The sequence below is a fragment of the Cohnella algarum genome (genome assembly GCF_016937515.1).
Taxonomy (GTDB): Bacteria; Bacillota; Bacilli; order Paenibacillales; family Paenibacillaceae; genus Cohnella; species Cohnella algarum.
Genome location: NZ_JAFHKM010000002.1, coordinates 5493362 through 5515456 on the forward strand (window position 1 = coordinate 5493362; position 22095 = coordinate 5515456).

The following is a 22095-nucleotide window of genomic DNA, read 5'->3' on the forward strand; positions in this document are numbered from 1 at the left end:
TTTTTCGGAGGTGACAACGTGTCCATATACGATTTCGAAGTCGAAACGATCCAGGGCAAGCAAGAGAAGCTGGCGGACTATGAAGGCAAAGTGCTGTTGATCGTCAATACGGCCACCAAATGCGGATTCGCCCCGCAGTTTCAAGGCTTGCAGCGGCTGCACGAGACCTACGCGGACAAAGGCCTCGCCGTTCTCGGCTTTCCGAGCAACCAGTTCGCGAATCAGGAGCCCGGAGACAACTCGGATATTTTGCAGGCTTGCCAGATCAACCACGGCGTGACTTTCCCGTTGTTCGCCAAAATCGACGTCAACGGACCCGAGGCTCACCCGCTGTACCGCTACTTGACAAAAGAAGCCCCCGGCTTCCTCGGGAGCAAGGCGATCAAATGGAACTTCACCAAGTTTCTCATCGACCGCCAAGGCCGGATCGTCGGGCGTTTCCCGCCGACCGCGAAGCCCGAGCAAATCGAAAGCCGCATTCAAAAGCTGTTATAGCCGCCGAACGCCCTCGTCCCGGCTCCTTCGCCGCAAATGAAAAGGGATGCCGCGCCCGCGCCTGTCGCGCTCCGCAGCATCCCCCGGCCGCTACGCTCCGGACGACACTTTGTCTTCCGGGCTGCCGCCCGTTTCCTGTTCTTTTTCAATGGCGTTGCACTTGGCGCAAATGCCCTGGAAATCCAGACGGTGGTCCAGAACCGTAAAGTTGTACTCGTTCTCCAGCCGTTCTTCCAGCGGCGTCAGCCAGTCGTCCATAATTTCCGACATGGACCCGCATTTGACGCAAATCAAGTGATGGTGATGGTGCTTGTTCGTCTCCGCGCGCAAATCGTAGCGGGCAACCCCGTCGCCGAAATTCAGCTTTTCAACGATGTGCATTTCGCTTAACAGTTCAAGGGTTCGGTATACCGTGGCGAGACCGATCTCCGGCGCGATATCCTTGACGAGCATGAACACGTCTTCCGCGCTGAGATGGTCTTCTTCGTTCTCAAGGAGCACCCGGACTGTCGCTTCCCGCTGCGGAGTCAGTTTGTAGCCCTGCGATTGCAGTTGTTGCTTCACTTTCTCGATTCGGGCTTCCATCGTCTCTCCCCCTACAGCCGAACGGCGCACTTGTTTCCATTATAGGGGGAGGTCCTTCACGAAGTCAAACATCGGCCGCGGCCGGTGTCAATATGCTGTAAAAATGTCACCATAACTCGTCTGTAAAAATGTCACTTTGCTAATTTGGGCAGCCGCCCGTTCAAGTGACTTGGACGGCTGTCGTTTTTGTGTTATCCTGTTGTTGTCTACAGTTCCATGCCAACCTCCAAGGGTGGTTGGCGGCGGGTTTGCGTGACTGCGCAGGCTCCGCCTTTTTTGTTTTGGACATCGGTTTGCGTACCGGCTTTTCCGTCTCTTTCAGCGGAATCGCCTGGCCATTGTGCCAAACGAGCACTTCTCCAGAGAGCGTTTTACGCACCTCTACCGTTGTTCTGGCTTCGAAACGGAAATCACAGGGCTTGGCGAAGGTATACACTTTCCCGTAATAAGAGAGTGTGTTTCCGTGTCCTAACTTTCGGTACTCGCGAATCGTGAACACATGATTCAAATTGACGGATGGATCCAGCTTCATATACGCCGATTCTACTTTTTTGGGCTGAACAGCAAATTTGCGATTGTGCTTCTCCAACAGCATGGGCAACGCCGCATTGGCCTCCTCAATCGTCTTTGCGCCGAGCAGCCTGAGTTCGATGACCAGGCGATCTTGGAACGTCTGCCAAAGCCTTTCTACACGGCCCTTAGCCTGCGGCGTAATGGCCTTGATATGCTCAATGTGAAGTTCGGCCATCGCCTTGCCAAAGTGAGAGAGCGGCTTCGTTTCACCAGCCAGTTCCTGCTCTACGGTCAGCTTTTCATTAGGAGAGCGAAAGATGGTGTGTCGGTCGCTGTACAGGCCGAGCGGTACGCCGTATTTCTGAATGCCTTGCTGCATGACGAGCGAGTATCCTTCGCGGCATTCGTTGAGCCGGAATATGGCGCCGACAACCGTGCCTGTGGCATCGTCGATGGCTGCATGGAGGGCAAAGGCAGGACCCCGGTCCTCCAGCCAAGCAAATGGCGTCGCGTCGATCTGCCACAGCATTCCGGCTTGCGGCTTGCGCTGACGTGGTTGATGAGCTTTGCTACGTCTGCGCTGCTTGGCTTGTTTGATTCCTTCAGAAAGCAAAATACGTCTTACACTGGAAGGACTCAATTTCAATGCTTCATGTTCCTCCAAAAGCTCCGCAAAATGGCAGTTGTTGCTACCATAGTATTTTGTGTTGTACAACTCAACGACCTGCTGTTTAACTTCCTCGGACAAGGCGTGCTTCGGCTTTTTTCCGCGATTGCGGTGCACCAGTGCCTGCGCTCCTCCCTCTTCCACATACTTTTTCTTCAGCCGAATCATTTGTCGCACTGTTAGTCCGAGTGTCGCTGCTCCTTCCACATTAGTCATGTGTCCGTCTAAAATCTTCTCCACGACAAGTACCTTTTTCAGTTCTGCTCTGGTCAATGTTAATGTCTCCTGTCCCATAGTGACATTATCTCAGAACAGTTACAGGGTGACATTATCACAGACGAACAACAACATCGGCCGCGGCCGGGACGACCAGCTCGAGCAGCATCGGGGACAAGTACGCTTCGTACGCCGCCGCGCACCCAAGCAGGAGCAGCATGACGAACGCGACGGCCGAATGCTGCAAAAAAGGCGGCAGCAGCTTGCCTTTTTTCCGGAACAGCCTTTCCCGCACGATATAGTAGGCAAAGCGGGAAGCCGATACGCTGGCGATCATGAACGCGGGAACGACGACGGCGTTTTGCGGCGCCACCGCGGCGAGCGAAACGAGTACTCCTTCCCACTCGAGCTGTCTGACGAACAGGCCGACCGCGAAGCCGATCAGCATGCCTTTCATGAAATCGAGCGCCAGCACGAGCGGCAGGCCGATGACGGACAAGCCGAGCAGCCAGATCAATCCCATCCATTTGAAATACAACGCAAATCGGCTCCAGAACGCCTCGCTCGATTGCAAGGACAACGGGTCGCCCGCGGAAGACAAATAAACGCCAAGCTCGTCGGCCAATTCCTGCTGCTGCTCGAAGGTGAGAGCGTTCACGAGCATCACGCCGAAAATAGCGCCGCAAAGCATGACAACGCCGATAAAAACGTACAGGTTCAGGTTGTCCCGCGCCGACAGACTCCAAGTACGAACGCTCACCGCATGCCCCCTCCCCGTCCGGCCAAGCTCCGTTTCGGTGATTATGTGTATGCCGGACAAGTCGGGTTTATTCGCCTTGCTTGATTTTGCCGTAAGCGCCGCCGGCGCCGGCGGCAAGCGCGAGATCGCCCGTCCGCGCCTTGACGATGAGAGATGCCAGCGCCTCTCCCGCGACGGCGGAGAGATCCGGATAGGGGACGAGGTGCAGCACGTTCATTTCCGAGCCGAAAGCATGGAGCAGCTTATCGAGCATGCGAGGGCCGAGTCCCGGAAAAAAAGAAAGCGGCACCTGACGGCGGTACGGGGGCCGCCCGGACAGCCGGAACGGCCGCTCGCGGTCGGCGAGCCGTTCGATTCGTCCGGAGACGCCCCGGACGAGCCGCTTGCTCCCGCAATCGGGGCAAACGTCCGCCTCTTCTTCGTGCGGCCGGAACGCCCGGCCGCACGCGGCGCACTGCGTGCCGTGGTACTTGCCGAGCAGCGGATGCAGCCCGATATTGGCCGTAATCCGCCGTCCTTGCTCGCCCGACAGCGCCTTGGCCCATTCGTCGAACGACGGCTCCTTCAGCAGCAGCTCGTTGCATTCCCTGCCGATCATCCGGGTCGAATGGGCGTCCGAATTCGTCAAAAACGGGTAGCGATCCAGCTCGGACAACCGGCTCGCCATGTCGCTGTCGGCGCTCAAGCCCAGCTCGACGGCGGCGATGCCGTCCGGCTCGAGCCTCGCGTCCAGCCGGTCGGCCGAGCAGCCCAGCAACCCGCGATGCGGCGTAAACGCATGCGCGGGCACCAGCTTGCCGCCCCGCGCGAGCACCTCCGCCTGCACCTCCCGGGCCGTCGTCCGGATGCGCTGGGAGCTCAGCCGGACGTTGGCCATTCGCGGCCGCATCCATTCCGTCCACCGCTTCATCGCTTCGAACGTCGGCAGGTAGGCCAGCAGGTGGAACGGCCCGCCTCCGGGCTCCCGGATTTCCAGCTCGCAGCCGAGCAAAATGACCGTCCGCCGATAGCGGATCCCGCCCCCGGCAATCTCCTCCATCTCCCCCTCGTCCAAAAGACGGGCGATATCGTCCTGCACGGGCGGAGAGTGGCTGTCGATGACGCCGACCAGCTCGACGCCCTTCCGTTCCGACGCTTCCTCCGCGATGGAACGGAACGTCAACTTCCGGCTGGCGCTGATTTTGACCGCTTCGCCGGACTCGCTGCTGCCGATATGCACGTGCAAATCGGCGAACACCCTTCTCAGCTCTTCCACTAGAACGTCCCGGTCAATGTCTTCAGGCGCCACAGCTGCACGGCCATCAGCGTTTTGGCGTCATAGATCCGGCCTTCGCGAATATATTGCTCCGCCTGCTCCAGCGTAATCGACTCGCAGGTGAGAAACTCTTCGTCGTCGAGATGGACGTCGCCCGGCTCCAGCTCGTCGGCGAAATACAGGTGAATAATCTCGTCCGCGAAGCCCGGGGAAGTGGAAAAGGTATGCAAATGGACGAGCGATTTCGCCCGGTATCCGGTTTCTTCCTCGAGCTCGCGAAGGGCGGCCTGCTCCGGCTCCTCGCCCGCGTCCAGCTTGCCGGCCGGAATTTCGACCTGGACAAGGTCGAGCGGCTTGCGGTATTGCTCGACGACGAGCAGCTTGCCGTCCAGCAGGGCTATGACGGCGACCGCGCCCGGATGGCGGATGATCTCCCGGGTGGCCGTTCCTCCGTCCGGCAGCCGTACCGTATCTACCTGCAAAGAGATGATTTTCCCCTCGAAAATCGGCTTCGTTTCGATCGTTTGTTCGTAAAAAGGATGCTTGCTTGCGTCCGTCGGATTCATTCGGTCGGGTTCCTCCTGTCATGAAAAAACGTAAAGCTGCATACCTTCAACATAAAGGCATGTCCGACGGAATGCAAGTCCGCCGCCAACGAGGACAAGGAGGAATCGCCATGTTGAAGCGCTACGTTTCGCAAGATCGCGTGCAGTGGACGGGAAAAGCCTGGGAGGTCCGCTACGCCCTTCGCCGGGCGAAACGGCAAAGCGGCGGAGACGTCCGGCTGGCGGACTGGCTCGCCGAGTCGGCCAAAGCCGCCAAACGCTAGACAGCCCGGATCGCCGGCGGCCTGAAGCCGGGAATGGAGACGCGAAGCCGGGTTCCGGAATTCCCCCACGGCCGCTTACCGGGTGCTCGTCAAGGAAGCGATACGTACCCGAACATCGCGGCATCCGGAGAGGTCGGGTGCCGGCTGCCGCCCTTCGGCTCCATCGTCAGCGCGATCGCTTCCCACAGCTCGGGCCGAACTCCCCTGCTGTACAAATGGGCATGGTTATTGTTGAACTCCAGCACGCCCAAATTGGCCAATTTTCCGCGCACAAGCGCCCACGCCTGCACGTCCAGCTTGTCGGAAGGGAGCATTCCGTCCAGCAGCAAAAACAGCTCCTGCGTCCGCACGTTGATCCATACCGTCTGTGTCGTTCCCGACGCAAGCGAAACGTTCGCAGCGTCTGATCCGGCCCCGAGCCGGTACATCACCGTATCCGGCCGGCTCATCACCGCTTCGCCGACAGGCACATGCTCTTTCGCGTAGCGCTGCGATTCGAGCAGAACCCGATCGCCGTCGGGCGTTTGCAGCAAGGCGATCGCGCCGGCCAGCAAGGCGAACGCCAGCCCGGCGGTGACGCCGGCCGCGCGCCAACGCTTCCCTTTCCGCCTCGTTTTCTCTTTCAGGCCGCGCCAGACGACATGTGCCTGCAAATGCCGCTTCCGCCACGTGCGCAGCTTCGGCCGGCTCTCCTCCGCATCGTCCCGGGCCGCCCGCCGCAGGAGGCCGCTCCACTGTTCGCTCGCTTCGTCGCAATCCGGGCAAGCTTCGCGATGGCGCAGCAGCTCGCTCGCGGCCATCGGGTCAAGGCGGCCCGAATGGTAATCAATCCATTTTTCCTCCGGCACTCCGCATTTCCGCAGTTCCATCGCCCGGCCTCCTTTCCGCTTCCGCCCAGCCCATTTTCACGAGCGCCCGCCTTAAATGATGAAGCCCGTAACGCATTCGCGACTTGACCGTCCCGAGCGGAACCTTCCAGGCTTCCGCCAGCTCGCTTTGGCTCCTCGAGGCGAAATACGCTTCGGCCAGCGCTCTCCGCTGCAAGCCCGGCAGCTCCTGGAGCGCTTTGCGCAGCGCTTCGCCCTCCAGCTTGGACAAGACCGCTTCCTCCGGCGAGCGGCTCGATCCGGAAGCCCGGCCGGCTTCCAGGTCCTCGCGCTCCGTCAGCAGCAGCTTCTTGTTGCGGCGAAGCCGGTCCAGGCAGCGGCTTTTCGTCTGCACGGCAAGCCACGCTTCGACCGAGCCGCGTCCCGGATCGAATTTTTCCGGATGCGAAATGACGGCGAGAAGCACGTCGTGGCATACGTCCTCCGCCTCCATCCGGTCCCCGAGCAACTGGCGCGCGATCGGCAGGATCAAGGGGACGGCCGACTCGTAAAACCGCTCGAACGCTTGCAGCGAGCCGCCGTTCATTTCCTCCAGGCATTGAGCCAATTCGGACGCCGAACCTTTCGTAAACGTTCCCATTTTGCTCCTCCGTATTTTCGGTATCCCTTATTTCATTCATATCAAAAACGAAATCCGTTGAAAACGATCCCGAGCCGTTTTTTACGTTTTTTTAAGCTCGTTTTAAGCAAATTTTTATCCTTTTTTTCGCCCAAAACGTAAATCCGTTCGCTTTCCTGGCGCGTAGATCCGATGAAAAAAAACAATATCCTCAGGAGGGTCCAAAGCGATGATCAAAGCATGGAAAGCAAGAACGAAACGGCTGACGGCAGCCGTGCTGCTGTTAAGCCTCGGGCTGCTTGCCGTATCCGGCCCGGCCTTCGCGTCCTCGGTCTACACGCCGTATACGAGCCTGTCCGCGGCGCCCGGCGAAACGGTATCCTACAGCGTCGATCTGATCAACGACAGCGGCTCGATCATGACCGCCGACCTTTCGCTCGACAAGGGCGGCACGAGCTGGGCGACGGAGCTGACCGCGGGCGGGCATCCGATCAGTCAGATCGCCGTCAAGCCGGGGGAGCAGCAGACGGTCAATCTGTCGGTTACCGTCCCCTACGAAGTAAACAAGGGCGCTTATACGTTCAGGCTCAACGCGGGAAGCTTCGGCGCGCTGAGTCTTAAAATCAACGTCTCCGAGCAGGGCTCCTACAAATCGGAGCTCACGACCGACCAGGTGAACATGCAGGGGACTTCCGATTCCACCTTCACCTACAGCCTGACGCTGAACAACCGGACGGCGAACAAGCAAAACTATGCGCTCACGGCCGAAACGCCGGCCGGCTGGTCCGCCGTATTTTCGGTCAACAGCAACAACGTCACCGCCGTCGAAATCGAGCCGAATTCCTCGTCGTCCATTACCCTGACCGTCACTCCGTCCGAAAGCGCGACGGCCGAAACGTACCAGATTCCCGTCCGGGCGACGAACAACAGCACGACCGCGGAAGCGACGCTGGAGGCGGTCATTACCGGAACGTACGACCTGCAGCTGACGACGTCGGACGAACGCCTGAGCACGGATTTGACGGCGGGCGGTTCCCGCAACCTGGAAATGGTCGTCCGCAACACCGGCACGTCGGACCTGAGCGACATCAGCCTGACGGCGACGACGCCGACGGATTGGGAAGTGACGTTCGAGCCGAAAACGATTCCCGCGCTCAAGGCGGGCGAATCCGTTCCGGTCACGGCGACGATCAAATCGACGGACAGCTCGCTCGCCGGAGACTACGTGGTCGGCATGACCGCCCAGGCGGCGGAAAAATCGTCGGACGCCACGATCCGGGTGACCGTCGAAACTTCGGTGCTGTGGGGCTGGATCGGGGTGCTCATCATCCTTGCGGTGCTCGCCGGCATTTACGGCCTGTTCCGTAAATACGGGAGGCGGTAACCGGTGATGGAATCGGTCATCGAACTCAAGGAGCTGACGAAAAAATACGGCGAATTCACGGCCGTCGACAGGCTGAACCTGACGATACGGCCGGGCGAAATTTTCGGCCTGCTCGGACCGAACGGCGCCGGCAAGACGACGACGATTCTGATGATGCTCGGCCTCGCCGAACCGGACGCGGGGACGGCGACCGTCTGCGGCGTCGACGCCACGCGGCAGCCGATGCAGGTTAAACGGCGGGTCGGGTACATGCCCGACGACGTCGGCTTTTACGAGGACCGCACCGGCCTGGACAATCTCGTCTACACGGCGCGGCTGAACCGGGTCCCCGAGCCGGAAGCGCGCAAGCGGGCGCTTGAGCTGCTCGATCGGGTAGGCTTGGCCGCGGCCGCGCGCAAAAAAGTCGGCGCGTATTCCCGGGGATGCGGCAGCGGCTCGGGCTTGCTGACGTGCTGATCAAAAAGCCGGAAGTGATCATTCTGGACGAGCCGACTCTCGGCATCGACCCGGAAGGGGTTCGGGAGCTGCTCGTGCTCATCCGGGATTTGAGCCGCAACGAAGGGCTCACCGTGCTGCTCTCCTCCCACCACCTCCATCAGGTGCAGCAAATTTGCGACCGCGTCGGCATTTTCGTCAAAGGCCGGCTGATCGCCGTCGGCGACCTGGACGAATTGGCCCTGCAGTTGGAGACCAAGGCCAACTATAAAGTAGAGCTGGACCTGGAAGGCTGGAACGAAGAGACGGAAAAAGCGCTCGCCGGCGTCGATTCGGTGCTGGAGGTCGAGCGTACCGAATCCGACGCGCTGAAAAGCGGCGGCCAAACGGGGGAGAAATCGGATATCGCGACCGTTCGCGTCATCAGCAGCAAGGACGTCACGCCGCTTTTGGCCGCGGCGGCCATCGGCCAAGGGGCCGCCCTGCACGGACTGCGCCCGGTGCGGTACGGGCTTGACGACATTTATCATCGTTATTTCGAAGGAGGCGGAAAGCCGTGAACGCATGGATCGAAAAGCTTCGGTCGACCTGGGGCGAACGGTTCCGCTTGCGGCCCGCCGGCGGAGAAGCGGCCGAAGGAGCGGCGCAGGCTGCCGTTCGCGCGCCCTCGCCGTTCTGGGTCATGGTGCAGAAAGAATTCGGGGACCACATACGGAGCTGGCGCTTCATCATCCTGATGTCGATCGTGACGCTCGCGTGTTTCGGCTCCATCTATACGGCCGTAACCGCCCTGAAAAGCGGTTCGGCGGCCTCGGCCGGAAGCGACACGTTTCTGTTTCTGCGCATGTTCACCGAGTCGGACGGATCGCTGCCCAACTTTTTGACGTTTATGTCGTTTTTGGCGCCGCTCATCGGCATCGCGATCGGCTTTGACGCCGTCAATTCCGAACGAAACAAGGGAACGCTCGGGCGCCTGCTGTCGCAGCCGATCTATCGCGACGATTTTCTGATCGCCAAGTTCGTCGCCGGGCTGCTGCTCATCGCGGTCGTCATTTTCTCGCTCGGCTTTCTCGTCATGGGCATGGGGCTGTTTACGATCGGCTATCCGCCGACGCCCGAGGAATTTTGGCGCGTCGTCGTCATGCTGGTCATGACGATCGTCTATGTCGGCTGGTGGCTGAACCTGTCGATCTTTTTCTCGGCGCGGTTCCGCCAGGCGGCGACCTCGGCGCTTTCCGGGATTGCGGTCTGGATCTTTTTTCTCGTGTTCTACAGTATGATCGTCAATCTCGTCGGCAATCTCCTCATCTCTTCCGACATGGCGGACGTGCAGTCGTACATCGACGCGCAAAGCAACCTGACGCTGCTGTCGCGGCTGTCTCCCTCGTATTTGTTCCAGGAGGCGACCTCGACCCTGCTGTATCCGGACGTCCGGACGCTCAATCCGTTCGTGACGCAGGATCAGGCCTATCTCGCCGTCAACGCGCCGCTTTCGTTCGGCCAGAGCCTGCTGCTCGTATGGCCGCAGGTGACGGCGCTCGTCGCGGAAACGGCGCTTATCTTCGCCGTTTCCTACGTGACGTTCATGCGGCAGGAAGTCCGCTCGCGCTCCTGATGCGGGCGGCCGCAAACGAACCGCCCTCCGGCTGCCGCCTGGCGAGCCGGAGGGCTTTTTTGGGGGAATGGGAGGACTCGGCGCATCGGAGATAACCTTTGTTGGAATTTATCCGATTAATAAATGCCGGTTTCGATTGGACAAATTCCACTGAAGCTGCGCCAACTCCACGCTCGCCGATGACGAAGCTCCGCCAACAAAAACGCGCCGCCGGAGCTTCCTCCGGCGGCGCGTTGATGCTATCGGTTATCATCCGTTCCACAGCATGAGCAGCACGACGACCGCGATAATGCCGAGGATATAAATCCCTCCGAGACGAAGCCATTTCCGGCCGGTTTGCTGGAAATAACGGGGATCCTCTTCCCGATTGCTCTTCGACTGGCCGATGACGATCGTCGCCGCCAGACCGATCGCGATAATCGCGACTCCCGCGGCCAATAACCACCCCATCCTGATCACCGCCAACTTGTCATTTCGTTCGCGAAGCAATTCCATTATAAATGACTTGCGCCTTCCGCGCACCAGCCATTCGCGAACGCCGGGCCCGTCCATCGGGATGAACGCCGGAGCCGCGTGCATCGGCTCGATCGCTTCACTCGACCGAATAAATCCGCGCTTCGTGCGGACGAAGCGTCGCGGGAAGCCCGGACTGCCCGACGTCCGCCGGATAATTGGCGAGCAGCAGCCGCACGTTCGCGCCGCGCAGCCTTGCCGGCCATTCGAGAGGGCTCGGCTCGTCCGAGTGGTTCAGCGCGATCAGCCAGGTCGTCCCCCCAGCGTGCGCGTGTATACGTACAGCCGCTCGTCGTCCATCCATTCGGGAAGCTCCGCGAAGTCTCCGTACGCCATGACGTCGTTCTCCTTGCGGATCCGGATCAGCTGTTGATAATACCGGTAGACCGAATCCGGGGCCGCCAAATCCTTGGCCGCATTAAGGTCCCGGTAGTTCGGATTGACGCGGATCCACGGCGTGCCGGTCGTAAAGCCGGCGTTCGGCGAATCGTCCCATTGCATCGGCGTCCGGGAATTGTCGCGGCTGAGCGGCTGCAGGCTCCGCAGCGCTTCTTGCGGATCGGCGCCGCCCCCGACGAGCTCCGCGTACTTGTTTTTCATCGCGATGTCGTCGTATTCCTCGATCGAGCCGAAGCGCACGCCGGTCATCCCGATTTCCTCGCCCTGATAAATATAGGGCACGCCGGGCAGCGTGTGGAGCATCGTCGCGAGCAGCTTGGCGGACTGGACGCGGTAAGGCCCGTCGTTGCCGTAACGGCTCACCTGGCGCGTATGGTCGTGGTTGTTCAAAAACTGCGAGTTCGTGCCTTTTCCCCAAAGTCCTTCGTACCATCGGCGCTGAATCCGCTTGAAGCGGAGCATGTCCCATTCCGGCATTTCGTCGCAAATTTCGAAGTGGAAAAGCATGTTCAGCTCGCCCCGGTCTTCCCCGACGAACTTCAGCCCCTCCTCCGGGGTCACGAACGCGGCTTCGCCGACCGTGACGATATCGTAACGGGCGAACGTCCGCTCGTTCATCTCGCGCAAATAATCGTGCAGCCCGGGGTTGTTCGTCAAATACCGGATATCCGCGGGGTTTTCCGCGTCGGGAAACCCGTCGGGCTTGGCCAGCAGCGCGATCGCGTCCAGCCGGAAGCCGTCGATTCCCTTGTCCAGCCAAAACCTCATCGTCCGGTAGATTTCCTCGCGCAGCTCGGGGTTGCGCCAGTTCAAATCCGGCTGCTCGGAGGCGAACGAGTGAAAATAGTACTGCTCCGTCCGCTCGTCCCACGTCCAGGCCGACGGAGAGAAGTAGGAGCGCCAGTTGTTCGGCGCCCCGCCGTCCTTCGGATCCTTCCATATATACCAATCCCGCTTCGGATTGTCGCGGGACGAGCGCGACTCGACGAACCACGGATGCCGATCCGACGTATGATTGACGACCATGTCCATCATCAGCTTCATTCCGCGCCGGTGCGTCTCGCGAAGCAGCCGCTCCCACGTCTCCATCGTGCCGGCCTTTGCCATGACGGTTTCGTAATTCGAAATGTCGTAGCCGTTGTCCCGGTCGGGCGATTCGTACACCGGGTTCAGCCAGACGATATCGACGCCCAAGTCCCGGATATGGTCGAGCTTGCGGATCACCCCTTCGAGGTCGCCGCAGCCGTCGCCGTCCGAATCGTAAAAGCTTCTCCAATACACCTGATACACGACCGCTTTTTTCCACCATGCCTGGTTTGCGGCTGCCGCCATAGGTTCAACCCCCGTTCGTTTCTTTGGATGTCTTGGCGGGCGATCGCTTATTTTACCGCGCCGGCGGCAATGCCCTTAATGATGTATTTTTGCGCGAACATATAGAAAATGACGACCGGAATAATCGTCAGCGTCAGCCCGGCCATCGCGAGATTCCACTGAATCGTAAATTCGCCGAAGAAATAGAACGTCGACAGCGGAATCGTCCTCAAGCCTTTGTCCGACAGCGTCAGCGAAGGCAGCAAATAATCGTTCCACATGGCGATGACGTCGAGAATCGCGACGGTGATCGTGATCGTTTTGAGCATCGGAAACACGATCCGCCAGAACACGCCGAATTTGCTGCAGCCGTCGAGCGTGGCCGCTTCCTCCAGCGCGACCGGCACCGACTTGATGAAGCCGTGGTACAGAAACACCGCCATGCTGGCGTGAAAGCCGACGTTCATGAAAATCAGGCCGCCGTGCGTGTTCAGCATCGGGATGTGAAGGTGGGTGCGGATCCAGTCCATCACCTGCATCAGCGGCATCATCAACGTTTGGAACGGAATGAGCATTGTCGAAACGAAGACGAGAAAAATGACGCGGCTCAAGGCGTTGTCGGTCCGCACGAGCATCCAAGCCGTCATCGAGGCGAGGACGACGACGAACAGGACCGACACGAGCGTCACGAACAGCGAGTTGCCGAAAGCGGTAAAAAAGTTCATCTTGTCCATCGCTTCCGCATAGTACTCGAAGCTGAAGGAGGACGGGAGCGCAAGGGCGTTCTTGTACAGCTCCGCCCGGTTTTTGAACGAGTTGACGAGCATGATGTAGATCGGCGACAGGAAGGCCAGCGACAAAAGGACAAGCAGCGCTCCGAGCGCCGTGCGGCTTGTTGTCTTCATCAGAACTGGACCTCCCTTTTCTTCGTGATGATGACCTGCGTCAGCGTGACGGCCGCCACCAGGACGAAAAAGACGATCGCTTTCGCCTGTCCGAGCCCGTAATTGCCGTAGCCGAAAATTTCGTTGTAAATGTTCATCGCGAACAGCTCCGTCGCGTTGTTCGGCCCGCCCTTCGTCAGCGACAGGTTGACGTCGAATATTTTGAAGGCGCCCGACAGCGTCAGGAACAAGCATATCGTAAAGGAGGGCATCAGCAGCGGGAAGATGATTTTCGTCAGCCGGTGCCACAAATTCGCCCCGTCGACTTTGGCGGCTTCGTTCAGTTCGTCGGGAATGCCTTGTATGCCCGCGATGTACACCACCATCGTATAGCCCGCCATCTGCCACGTAAAGACGATCACCATCGCGTACAGCGCGAACTGCGGGTGAATGAGCCAATTAAAGAAAACCGATTCCATGCCCGTCTTTTCCCCGATGAACTTGAACGCGTCCGTAAAAATGAACTGCCAGATGTAGCCGAGAATAAGGCCGCCGATCAGGTTCGGCATGAAAAACATCGTTCGCGCCGCGTTGCCGCCGCGCAGCTTCGACGTAACGAGCAGCGAAAAGACGAGTCCGAGCAGGTTGACGAGCACGAGCGCCAGCACCGTAAATTCGATCGTCCGCCAAGCCGAAGTCAGAAAGCGCTCGTCGCGAAGCAGGTCGGCATAGTTGGCGAAGCCGACGAACACCTTCGGATTGGCGGGAATGCCGTCCCAACTGACGAAGGAATAGGCGATCCCGATAAAAAACGGAATGATGACCACGGTCGTAAAAACGATCAGCAGCGGCAGCGTAAACAGCGCGTACCAGGCTCTTTCTTTGCGTTTTCGTGTCGTCACATCGATTCACCGCTTTCCGGATGATAAAACGAAAACCTAACCCGTAAGGCGGCGTTAGGTTCTCGCGGGTAACGCTTGCAGCCGAAGCCGATTATTTGGCGCCTTTCGCCCACGCGGCGTCGAGGTTGGCCAGGAACTGCTCGCCGGTCATGTCCTTGTTCAGGAAAAATTCCTGCGCGGCCGGAGCCAAATCGTTGACGATGATCCCTTGCGGGAAGTAGTTCATCGCCCATGGAATCGTTTCACCGCTGTTCGTCGCTTCGTAAACCGCCTGTGACAGCGGATCGAGATTTTCCGCTTCGATGTTGGTCATCGCCGGGATGAACTTGAATTCGTTCACGATCGCGTTTTTGCCCGTTTCGCTCGTGAACATCCAGTTCAGGAACGCGTTGGCGGCCTTGATTTGATCCGCGCTCGCCTTGGCGTTGACAACCCAGTTGCTGGCGACGCCGACGGCGATTTTGTCGTTGCCGGAAAGCGGAAGCGCCGTCATGCCGATGTCGAAGCCGAGGTCGCCGAAGTCCGCAAGCATGCCGTAGCTCCAGTTGCCTTGATGAACCATGGCCGTTTCGCCGACGGCGAAGTCGCCCATCTGGGTGTCGTATTTCACTTCGAGCGGATTTTCCGCGTTGGCGCGAATCGCCTCCAAGAATCGGGCGAATTCCTGGAACTCCTTCGTGTCGGCCATCTTGACCTCGCCGTTGTTCAGCTTGGCGATGAAATCCTGCGGATCGGCCTGCAGCGCGAACGGCGTGTTCATGATGTGGCCGATGAGGAAGTAAGCTTCCTGGGACAGGCTGATGCCGTTTTTGCCTTCCGCCTTGAATTTCTCCAGCAGCTGCGTGAACGAAGCCAGGTCCGTCATTTGCTGCGGATCGACCAGACTCTTGTTGTAGACGAGCCCGAAGCCTTCCACCCCGTAAGGAACGCCGACGACTTTGTCGCCATCCTTGAGCGCCATGTCGGGCGCGATGTTTTTCGCATAGTCTTCATTGCTCAGATCCGCGAAATAAGACTTGAACTTTTCCGCCTCTTCCCCGGTGGCGACGCTGAACACGGTCGGCCCTTCGCCCGCCGTCAGCTTGGCCTGCAGCTGCGTCGCGTAAGCGTCGCCGGCCGAGCCCCACACTTCCACTTCGTTTCCGGTTTCTTCCTTATATTTCTCTGCTAGCGCTTCCAAAGGCTCGGCAATTTCGACCTTCGATTGGAACAGCGAGATTTTCACCTGCTTTTCGGCGGCGCCGCCCGGCGACGCCTCGGGAGACGACGTGCTGGAAGCGGTCGGAGAACCGGCTCCCGCATTCCCGTTCGACGAGCCCCCGCAAGCGCTCAAAACTCCGATCATGGCCGACACGGTTAGTAAAATTATCGATCTTTTTACTTTCCTCATCTGGTCTTCCCCCTCGTTTTTAGTGAATGGAGTAAAACTTTATTAAAATACGCTTTACACCCCCATCATATGCAAACATTAAAGCGCTGTCAACCGGTTTTGGTAGCGTTATCAGTAAATTTTAAGTAAAATATTTAGTAAAACATAGATTAGTCAATAAATTTTGTTCGCAAAATTACCGCGTCGTTTTTCGCCACTTGATGCCTGCGCCGATTTTGAACGGCATCGTGCTTTCCGTCCCCTGAATCATTTCGAGCAGTTTCTTCGCCGCCAGGTAGCCGCTTTCGTAGCGCGGAATCGAAATCGTCGTCAGCCCGGCGACGGCGGCCGTTTCCGAATCGTCGAAGCCGGTCACCGCCACGTCTTCCGGCACGCGGACGCCGTTTTCCTCGAACGCCCGGATCGCGCCCAATGCCATATTGTCGCTCGCGCAGACGAGCATTTCCGGCAAATCGTTGCTGAGCAGCATCAGCTTGGCCGCCTGATAGCCGCTGTTTTCGCGGTAGTTGCCGTGATAGTAATGCTTCTGGTCGAAGGCGATCCCGTTTTTTGCAAGCGTTTCCACAAGGGCGGCGAACCGCTCCTTGTTATCGAGCGTAAAACTGTGTCCCCCGATGAAGCCGAATTTGCGGTAGCCTTTGTCGACGAGGGCCTGCACCATCTCGCACATGATCGGATAGTTGTCCACGATGACGCTTTTGGCGTTGACCCGGTCGCTTTCGAGAATCCGGTCCATCATCACGACGGGCATGCCGGGACCGGCCGCGGAAACGAGCGCCTCGTCCGTCATGCTTCCGTCGAGGATGATCGCTCCGCTCGCAAAACTCGGCCGCAGGAAGCTTTCGCTGGACGAATGGGTGCAGATAATAAAATCGTACCCGTTTTCCGTCAGGCAATCGCTCAGCCCCTGAATGATTTTCAAATAAAAATCGCGGTCGAAATCGCTGTATATGAACACGATCGTGCGGCTCGCCCCCGCCCGTCCCTTTTTCGCCTCCGCCGCGGGGCTGTAACCGTATTCGGCGCAAATTCGAAGAACCTTTTCCCGCGTCTCCTTCCCCACGTTTTTGCGTCCGTTGAGCACGTTGGAAACGGTGGAAATCGACACCTCCGCCATTTTGGCGATTTCCTTCAGTCCGACCATTTCGGCGACCTCCAATAAAACGTTTTAATAATTTAACTATAACAACGGTTTATTTTTTTGTAAATTTTACTTTTGTGGAAAATGGCGAATTTTCTTAAGCGATTGCGGCAAAGTTTGTTTCGAGGGGGGAAGCGAATTTCGAGTTCGCCGCATCATCGTTCGCTTGGGCGCGACAATTTCGGCGATTTTGGGGTTGGCTTGCTCGGAAGTTTTTCAATAAAAAGAACTCCTGAACGGGATGACGTTGGGTTCGTCGAAGCTTGGTTGGATTTTGTCCAATCAAAACCGGTATTTTCACGAAATACGTTATCTTCGCTGGATTTTGTCCAATCTGGCGAGGCCTTTTCCGCGTTTTTGCCCAAATTTCATGCTTCTCGTTGGATAAAATCCACTCTGGACAACGGTTTCCCCGTTTTCTGCTCCCTCGATTGGACAAAATCCAACATAAGTTCCCTGCGCTTGGACTGCCCCCTCCTCATCCCCTAATTTTCTACAAAACTCTTTAGCTAGATAAAGACTTGAATTTTCCGACTATGCCAAAAAACCATCCGAGTCGGGTGGCGGAATACCTTCTCTTCCCGTCCGTCGACCGCCGACATGCAGCGGTACGCCGGTGCCGGGACGTCTGCCCACGGACCGCCGACATGCAGCGGTACGCCGGTGCCGGAGCATCCGTGCGCAAGGGGCCCGGCTGTATCGCGCACGGTACAAGCCAGAGCCCCGCGTGACGTCAAGACCGGCCGCGCTCTCGGGCCATCTCCTGCGCGATGAGATGTCAAGCCCGGCCGCGTTCGGCCATCTCCTGCACGATGGCAAGCACGAGCTCGGTCGTCAGGACGAGATTGTCGGCCTTGATTTGTTCCTTCGTCGTATGAATGTTCTCGTATCCGACGGCGAGATTGACGGTCGGCACGCCTTTGCCGTTGAAAATATTGGCGTCGCTGCCGCCGCCCGATTTGAACGTTCTCGGCTCGAGGCCGATCCGGCCGATCGCCGCTTTGGCGACCTGCACGACCTCGTCGTCTTCGCCGAACGAGAACGACGGGTAAATGATTTCGCTCGAAAACTCGGCCTCGGCGAGAAACTCCCGGGCGGCCGATTCCACCGCCTCGCGCATCGCCGCCACTTGCCGGTCGAGCTTCGCCGAATCGATGCTTCGCGCTTCCGCGTCGATTCGCACGTAGTCGCAGACGATATTGGTCGGCCCGCCTCCGGCGAAACGGCCGATGTTGGCCGTCGTTTCCTTGTCGATCCGGCCGAGCGGCATCCGGGAAATCGCCTTGGACGCAACTTGGATCGCGCTGATCCCGTCTTCCGGATTGACGCCGGCATGCGCGGATTTCCCTCGGATCGCGAAGACGATCTTCGCCTGCGACGGCGCCGCCGCCGCGATATCCCCGATCTTGCCGTTGGAATCGAGCGCGAAGCCGATTTTGCCCCGGAGCCGTTCCGCGTTCATCGCTCTCGCTCCGACCAATCCGGACTCTTCTCCGACCGTGATGACGAACTGGATCGGTCCGTGGGCTATTTCTTGTTCCCGGATGACGCGCAGCGCTTCGAGCATAGCCGCAAGTCCGGCCTTGTCGTCGCTGCCGAGAATCGTCGTGCCGTCGCTGCGGATATACCCGTCCTCGTCCAAACGCGGCTTGACGCCGCGTCCGGGCGTGACCGTATCCATATGCGAAGTGAACAGCAGCGCCGGCGCCGATTCGAGCCCCGGCGAGGCCGGCAGCCAGGCGAACAGGTTGCCCGCCCCGTGCCCGGTCGCCTCCCGCGCGTCGTCTTCGGTCACTTCGCAGCCGAGGGCGGCGAATTTATCGCGCAGCTCGCGGCTGATTTCCTGTTCGAATCCGGTCTCGCTGTCGATTTGGACAAGCTCCATAAATTCGGCGATAAGCCGTTCCCGCTGCACCATTCGTATTCCTCCCGCTCGCCTTGGATCTTCATTTGCGTTACAATATACAGGATGGCCGCGCAGCTTATGCGCTTGAAAGACGATTCAACTCGAAAAGGAGGATCGCCCATGAACAACAAACGGCTGTTCAAGATTATCGTCTACGTCATGCTTTTCGCCATGGTCGCCTCGACCGTGCTGATGTCCGTCGGCACGTTGATCGGCTGATTCGCTTCGTCATAGCCGAACACGCGGATAAAATGCGGCAGCAGCCGCCGGCCGATCTCGTGCACCTCGTACTCTTGTCCCGTCAAGGCTTCCAGCGATGTGACGCCGAATTCGCTGATCCCGCACGGCACGATGCTCTGGAAGCCTTCCGCCTCCACCTGCCGCTTGACGTTAAAGGCAAACCCGTGGCTCGTCACGAAACCTCTGCGCGTTTTGGCCCGGTTGAACTTGACGCCGATCGCGGCGATTTTTTCGTCTCCGACCCATACTCCCGTGTACTCCGGCTTTCGCCCGCCCGTTATGCCGAACTCCGCCAACAGCCCGATAATCGCCTCTTCCAGGCTCCGCAAATAAGCGTGCAGGTCGAGACCGACCGCATCTAGATAGAGCAGCGGATACCCGACGAGCTGTCCCGGCCCGTGGTACGTGATGTCTCCGCCGCGGTCGATTTGATAAACGCCGATCCCCCGCCGTTCCAATTCCTCGGGCCCGATCAGCAAATGCTCCGGATGCCGGTCCGAACCGAGCGTGTAGGTAGGCGGATGCTCGAGCAGCAGCAGCGTATCCCCGATCCGCTCCCGGTCGATCTCTCGAACGAGCCGCTTCTGGAACTCCCATGCTTCCCCGTAATCGACTCGCGTAACGAACGCGGCTGTCAACGTTTTCATCCTGTGTGCGCCTCCCGTTTGCGGCTTGCCCCCGATACGGCCAAGGACCGCGCCGCCGGCTTGTCGGCAGGCTCGCTTTCCGAACCCCCGATCGGCCGGCGGGCAGTCCTTCGCTTTTCGACTAAAACGGCAGCTTCGTCTTTGCCTTTTCCCGCATGGTTCTCGTTCAATACAGCTTCGTATTCTTGTCGTAGCTTTCCAGATTGGCTTTGACCCGCTGGTGGAATTTTCCGCAAATGACCCCGTCCAAAATCCGGTGGTCGAACGACAGGCACAAATTGACCATGGAGCGGATGCCGATCATGTCGTTCAGGACGACCGGGCGCTTGACGATCGTTTCGAACGTCAATATCGCCGCCTGAGGGTAGTTGATAATCGGCACGGACTGCACCGATCCGAACGTGCCGGTGTTGTTGACGGTAAACGTGCCGCCCTGCAGGTCGGCCAGCTTCAGCTTGTTTTCGCGCGTCCGGCGCGCCAGGTCGTGGATCTCGTGAGCCAGGCCGACGATGTTTTTCTGATCGGCGTTGCGAATGACCGGCGTCAGCACCGAGTCCTCGGTTCCGACCGCAAGCGAGATGTTAATATCCCGTTTGACGATGATTTTATCGTCCGCCCAAACCGAGTTCATAATCGGGAACTCCTTGAGCGCTCCGACGACCGCTTTGATCAGGAACGGCATGTACGTAAGGTTGATGCCCTCCTGCTCCCGGAAATCGTCCTTCAAAAGATTGCGAAGCTCGACAAGATGCGTAATGTCGACTTCGACCATCGTCCAGGCGTGCGGAATTTCGCTCACGCTTTGGCGCATGTTTTTGGCGATCGTTTTGCGGATCGGCGTGACGTCGATGTAATACTCGCGGCCCGGCCCGACCTTGCCTTCGACCTCGACCGTCGGCATTCGGGCAGCGTCGGCGGCGGGTTCCGGGCGACTCGGCCGGGCGGGGGCTGCCGACGGCTCGGGAGCAGGCCGTCCGGCGGACGGCGCCGGCGAAGCGGCGAAGCCTCCCGTCTGGACGGCCTGCAGCACGTCCTTGCGCGTAATGCGCCCCCCGAGCCCGGTGCCGTTCACCCGGCTCAAGTCAAGCCCATGCTCGGCCGCAAGCCGTTGAACGGCCGGCGAATAGCGCCCGCGCATCGGCGCGCCCGGGTCGAACGCCGCCGCCGGAGCCGGGATCGCCGCGCCCGGACGGGCGGAAGCGGGCGCCGCGGGAACGGAAGGAGCGGCGCTTCCTTCCGCCCGCTCAGGAACGCCGTCCGCTTCGGCCGCCGAATCGGCTTCCGTTTCGATCAAGCCGATCGGAGAGCCGACGGCGACTTCCTCGCCCTCTCCCACGAGCTTTTTGACGAGCACGCCGGCAATCGTCGCCGGCAGCTCGGCGTTTACTTTATCCGTTTGAATTTCGCACAGCGGCTCGTACATTTCCACCCGGTCGCCCGGCTCCTTGAGCCAACGGTCGATCGTAGCCGACACCAGCGACTCGGCCAGCTGCGGCATGATGATTTCCGCGATTTTTTTTGCCATGTGCGCCGTTCACTCCTCTCCGGCATATTGGGATTCGTCGTTCAATACGGTCAATAGCGGGCAAGCTCCAGCATGGCGGCCTTCAGCTTTTCCTTATTGAGCAAAAAATGCTTCTCCCCGGGCGGATTGATCGGCATCGCGGGAACATCCGGCCCGCACACCCGGCGAATCGGGGCGTCGAGATCGTACAGCATTTCCTCCGCGATCATCGCGGCCACCTCGGCTCCGATGCCCCCCGTTTTGTTGTCTTCGTGAACGATCAGCACCTTGCCGGTACGAGCCGCCGCCTCGAGAATGCCCTCGCGGTCGAGCGGCTGCAGCGTGCGCAAATCGAGAATGTGGCAGGAGACGCCTTCCTCGCGCTCCAGCTCCTCGGCCGCGGCCATCGCGAAATGCAGCGGCATGCTGTACCCGATCACGGTAATATCGTCCCCTTCGCGCAAAACGTTCGATTTGCCGATCGGAACGGTGTACTCCCCTTCGGGAACCTCGTCGCTGATGAGGCGGTAGCATTTTTTATTTTCGAAAAACAGCACCGGGTCGGGATCGCGGATGGCCGACAACAGCAGCCCTTTGGCGTCGTACGCGGTTGCCGGGGCGACGATTTTGAGACCCGGCGTTCCGAAAAACACCGATTCCGGACATTGCGAGTGGTACAGCCCTCCGAAGATGCCGCCGCCGATCGGAGCCCGAATGACGATCGGGCAGTCCCAGTCGTTGTTCGAGCGGTAGCGGATTTTGGCGGCTTCGCTGATGATCTGGTTCGTCGCCGGGAACATGAAGTCCGAATACTGCATTTCGGCGACCGGCCGGAGTCCCGCCATCGCCGCGCCGATCGCGACGCCGGCGATCGCGGACTCCGCCAATGGCGTATCGAGCGCGCGCAATTCGCCGAACTGCTGCTGCAGTCCTTTGGTCGCGTTGAATACGCCGCCTTTGAGCCCGACGTCCTCGCCCAGGACGAAAACGCGGTCGTCGCGCTCCATCTCTTCCTTCATCGCCGTGCGAATCGCTTCGATATATTCGATAACCGGCAT

The 22095-nt window shown here is 59.3% G+C and carries 21 protein-coding genes and 2 pseudogenes; 6 read left to right on the plus strand and 17 right to left on the minus strand.

The window, feature by feature from the left end; genetic code table 11:
• Window positions 1-18: 18 nt before the first annotated feature.
• Window positions 19-495 carry a redoxin domain-containing protein gene (locus JW799_RS24880; RefSeq protein ID WP_205432187.1) on the plus strand — a complete coding sequence of 159 codons (477 nt, stop codon included), beginning with the start codon at window positions 19-21 and terminating at the stop codon, window positions 493-495.
• A 90-nt stretch (window positions 496-585) separates the two neighbouring features.
• Here JW799_RS24880 and fur read toward each other — a convergent pair whose 3' ends face one another.
• The 5 genes from fur to JW799_RS24905 form a co-directional block, all read right to left on the minus strand.
• Window positions 586-1080, minus strand: coding sequence for a ferric iron uptake transcriptional regulator (fur, locus tag JW799_RS24885; RefSeq protein ID WP_080838487.1), 495 nt, complete (start codon window positions 1078-1080; stop codon window positions 586-588).
• Between the two features lie 160 nt (window positions 1081-1240).
• Window positions 1241-2533, minus strand: coding sequence for an ISNCY family transposase (locus JW799_RS24890; protein ID WP_205428370.1), 1293 nt, complete (start codon window positions 2531-2533; stop codon window positions 1241-1243).
• Window positions 2534-2591: 58 nt separating this feature from the next.
• Window positions 2592-3236 (minus strand): stage II sporulation protein M, encoded by a 645-nt coding sequence (spoIIM, locus tag JW799_RS24895; RefSeq protein WP_205432198.1) that lies wholly within the window; start codon window positions 3234-3236, stop codon window positions 2592-2594.
• Window positions 3237-3303: 67 nt separating this feature from the next.
• Window positions 3304-4524, minus strand: a complete 1221-nt coding sequence (locus tag JW799_RS24900) for an endonuclease Q family protein (RefSeq protein ID WP_338026326.1) — start codon at window positions 4522-4524, stop codon at window positions 3304-3306.
• Window positions 4491-5057 carry an NUDIX hydrolase gene (locus JW799_RS24905; RefSeq protein ID WP_080838479.1) on the minus strand — a complete coding sequence of 189 codons (567 nt, stop codon included), beginning with the start codon at window positions 5055-5057 and terminating at the stop codon, window positions 4491-4493. Before JW799_RS24905 ends, JW799_RS24900 begins: the two co-directional genes overlap by 34 nt.
• Before the next feature lie 110 nt (window positions 5058-5167).
• Between JW799_RS24905 and JW799_RS24910 the strand changes: the two genes are divergently transcribed.
• Window positions 5168-5320 (plus strand): hypothetical protein, encoded by a 153-nt coding sequence (locus JW799_RS24910; protein WP_176220841.1) that lies wholly within the window; start codon window positions 5168-5170, stop codon window positions 5318-5320.
• A gap of 89 nt (window positions 5321-5409) precedes the next feature.
• Here the strand turns inward: JW799_RS24910 and JW799_RS24915 are convergent, their stop codons facing one another.
• Window positions 5410-6189, minus strand: coding sequence for an anti-sigma factor (locus tag JW799_RS24915; protein ID WP_205432200.1), 780 nt, complete (start codon window positions 6187-6189; stop codon window positions 5410-5412).
• A complete protein-coding gene (locus tag JW799_RS24920) occupies window positions 6146-6787 on the minus strand; it encodes an RNA polymerase sigma factor (protein ID WP_080838472.1) in 642 nt (213 codons plus the stop codon). Before JW799_RS24920 ends, JW799_RS24915 begins: the two co-directional genes overlap by 44 nt.
• A 208-nt stretch (window positions 6788-6995) precedes the next feature.
• Between JW799_RS24920 and JW799_RS24925 the strand changes: the two genes are divergently transcribed.
• The 3 genes and pseudogenes from JW799_RS24925 to JW799_RS24935 all read left to right on the plus strand — a co-directional run bounded on the left by JW799_RS24925 (window position 6996) and on the right by JW799_RS24935 (window position 10200).
• Window positions 6996-8150, plus strand: coding sequence for a COG1470 family protein (locus tag JW799_RS24925; RefSeq protein ID WP_205432202.1), 1155 nt, complete (start codon window positions 6996-6998; stop codon window positions 8148-8150).
• A 6-nt stretch (window positions 8151-8156) separates the two neighbouring features.
• A pseudogene (locus JW799_RS24930) lies at window positions 8157-9145 on the plus strand (ABC transporter ATP-binding protein).
• Window positions 9142-10200 carry an ABC transporter permease gene (locus JW799_RS24935; RefSeq protein WP_139787271.1) on the plus strand — a complete coding sequence of 353 codons (1059 nt, stop codon included), beginning with the start codon at window positions 9142-9144 and terminating at the stop codon, window positions 10198-10200. Before JW799_RS24930 ends, JW799_RS24935 begins: the two are co-directional and overlap by 4 nt.
• Before the next feature lie 249 nt (window positions 10201-10449).
• On the opposite strand, the gene JW799_RS24940 is transcribed toward JW799_RS24935, so the two are convergent.
• From JW799_RS24940 to JW799_RS24970, 7 genes and pseudogenes are all read right to left on the minus strand, one after another.
• On the minus strand, window positions 10450-10650 hold the full coding sequence (locus JW799_RS24940; RefSeq protein WP_139787270.1) for a hypothetical protein: 201 nt from the start codon (window positions 10648-10650) through the stop codon (window positions 10450-10452).
• A gap of 142 nt (window positions 10651-10792) precedes the next feature.
• Window positions 10793-12444: pseudogene (locus JW799_RS24945) on the minus strand (glycoside hydrolase family 13 protein).
• Between the two features lie 47 nt (window positions 12445-12491).
• Window positions 12492-13328 (minus strand): carbohydrate ABC transporter permease, encoded by an 837-nt coding sequence (locus JW799_RS24950; protein ID WP_080838457.1) that lies wholly within the window; start codon window positions 13326-13328, stop codon window positions 12492-12494.
• Window positions 13328-14209 (minus strand): carbohydrate ABC transporter permease, encoded by an 882-nt coding sequence (locus JW799_RS24955; RefSeq protein WP_080838454.1) that lies wholly within the window; start codon window positions 14207-14209, stop codon window positions 13328-13330. Before JW799_RS24955 ends, JW799_RS24950 begins: the two co-directional genes overlap by 1 nt.
• A 91-nt stretch (window positions 14210-14300) precedes the next feature.
• On the minus strand, window positions 14301-15599 hold the full coding sequence (locus JW799_RS24960; protein WP_080838451.1) for a sugar ABC transporter substrate-binding protein: 1299 nt from the start codon (window positions 15597-15599) through the stop codon (window positions 14301-14303).
• Window positions 15600-15774: 175 nt separating this feature from the next.
• Complete coding sequence (locus JW799_RS24965; RefSeq protein ID WP_080838448.1) at window positions 15775-16743, minus strand: LacI family DNA-binding transcriptional regulator; 969 nt, start codon at window positions 16741-16743, stop codon at window positions 15775-15777.
• 775 nt (window positions 16744-17518) lie between these two features.
• Window positions 17519-18658: a M20/M25/M40 family metallo-hydrolase gene (locus tag JW799_RS24970; protein WP_080838445.1), complete on the minus strand. Its 1140-nt coding sequence runs from the start codon at window positions 18656-18658 to the stop codon at window positions 17519-17521.
• A gap of 66 nt (window positions 18659-18724) precedes the next feature.
• On the opposite strand from JW799_RS24970, the gene prli42 reads away from it, so the two are divergent.
• Window positions 18725-18865 carry a stressosome-associated protein Prli42 gene (gene prli42, locus JW799_RS30345; protein ID WP_420830660.1) on the plus strand — a complete coding sequence of 47 codons (141 nt, stop codon included), beginning with the start codon at window positions 18725-18727 and terminating at the stop codon, window positions 18863-18865.
• On the opposite strand, the gene lipB is transcribed toward prli42, so the two are convergent.
• The 3 genes from lipB to JW799_RS24985 form a co-directional block, all read right to left on the minus strand.
• The gene (gene lipB, locus JW799_RS24975) at window positions 18799-19533 is read right to left on the minus strand and encodes a lipoyl(octanoyl) transferase LipB (RefSeq protein WP_080838441.1); all 735 of its coding nucleotides are present in this window, start codon (window positions 19531-19533) and stop codon (window positions 18799-18801) included. The two genes, prli42 and lipB, sit on opposite strands and share 67 nt — an antisense overlap.
• 166 nt (window positions 19534-19699) lie before the next feature.
• Window positions 19700-21058, minus strand: a complete 1359-nt coding sequence (locus JW799_RS24980) for a dihydrolipoamide acetyltransferase family protein (RefSeq protein ID WP_080838437.1) — start codon at window positions 21056-21058, stop codon at window positions 19700-19702.
• Between the two features lie 50 nt (window positions 21059-21108).
• Window positions 21109-22095, minus strand: coding sequence for an alpha-ketoacid dehydrogenase subunit beta (locus JW799_RS24985; protein ID WP_080838434.1), 987 nt, complete (start codon window positions 22093-22095; stop codon window positions 21109-21111).

Excerpts from the sequence above, each read along its gene's own strand:
- fur (WP_080838487.1), bottom strand. The coding sequence starts at position 1,080 with ATGGAAGCCCGAATCGAGAAAGTGAAGCAACAACTGCAATCGCAGGGC.
- JW799_RS24905 (WP_080838479.1), bottom strand. The coding sequence starts at position 5,057 with ATGAATCCGACGGACGCAAGCAAGCATCCTTTTTACGAACAAACGATC.
- JW799_RS24910 (WP_176220841.1), top strand. The coding sequence starts at position 5,168 with ATGTTGAAGCGCTACGTTTCGCAAGATCGCGTGCAGTGGACGGGAAAA.
- JW799_RS24915 (WP_205432200.1), bottom strand. The coding sequence starts at position 6,189 with ATGGAACTGCGGAAATGCGGAGTGCCGGAGGAAAAATGGATTGATTAC.
- JW799_RS24920 (WP_080838472.1), bottom strand. The coding sequence starts at position 6,787 with ATGGGAACGTTTACGAAAGGTTCGGCGTCCGAATTGGCTCAATGCCTG.
- JW799_RS24925 (WP_205432202.1), top strand. The coding sequence starts at position 6,996 with ATGATCAAAGCATGGAAAGCAAGAACGAAACGGCTGACGGCAGCCGTG.
- JW799_RS24940 (WP_139787270.1), bottom strand. The coding sequence starts at position 10,650 with ATGGGGTGGTTATTGGCCGCGGGAGTCGCGATTATCGCGATCGGTCTG.
- JW799_RS24950 (WP_080838457.1), bottom strand. The coding sequence starts at position 13,328 with ATGAAGACAACAAGCCGCACGGCGCTCGGAGCGCTGCTTGTCCTTTTG.
- JW799_RS24960 (WP_080838451.1), bottom strand. The coding sequence starts at position 15,599 with ATGAGGAAAGTAAAAAGATCGATAATTTTACTAACCGTGTCGGCCATG.
- JW799_RS24965 (WP_080838448.1), bottom strand. The coding sequence starts at position 16,743 with ATGGTCGGACTGAAGGAAATCGCCAAAATGGCGGAGGTGTCGATTTCC.
- JW799_RS24970 (WP_080838445.1), bottom strand. The coding sequence starts at position 18,658 with ATGGTGCAGCGGGAACGGCTTATCGCCGAATTTATGGAGCTTGTCCAA.
- prli42 (WP_420830660.1), top strand. The coding sequence starts at position 18,725 with ATGCGCTTGAAAGACGATTCAACTCGAAAAGGAGGATCGCCCATGAAC.
- lipB (WP_080838441.1), bottom strand. The coding sequence starts at position 19,533 with ATGAAAACGTTGACAGCCGCGTTCGTTACGCGAGTCGATTACGGGGAA.
- JW799_RS24980 (WP_080838437.1), bottom strand. The coding sequence starts at position 21,058 with ATGGCAAAAAAAATCGCGGAAATCATCATGCCGCAGCTGGCCGAGTCG.
- JW799_RS24985 (WP_080838434.1), bottom strand. The coding sequence starts at position 22,095 with ATGCCGGTTATCGAATATATCGAAGCGATTCGCACGGCGATGAAGGAA.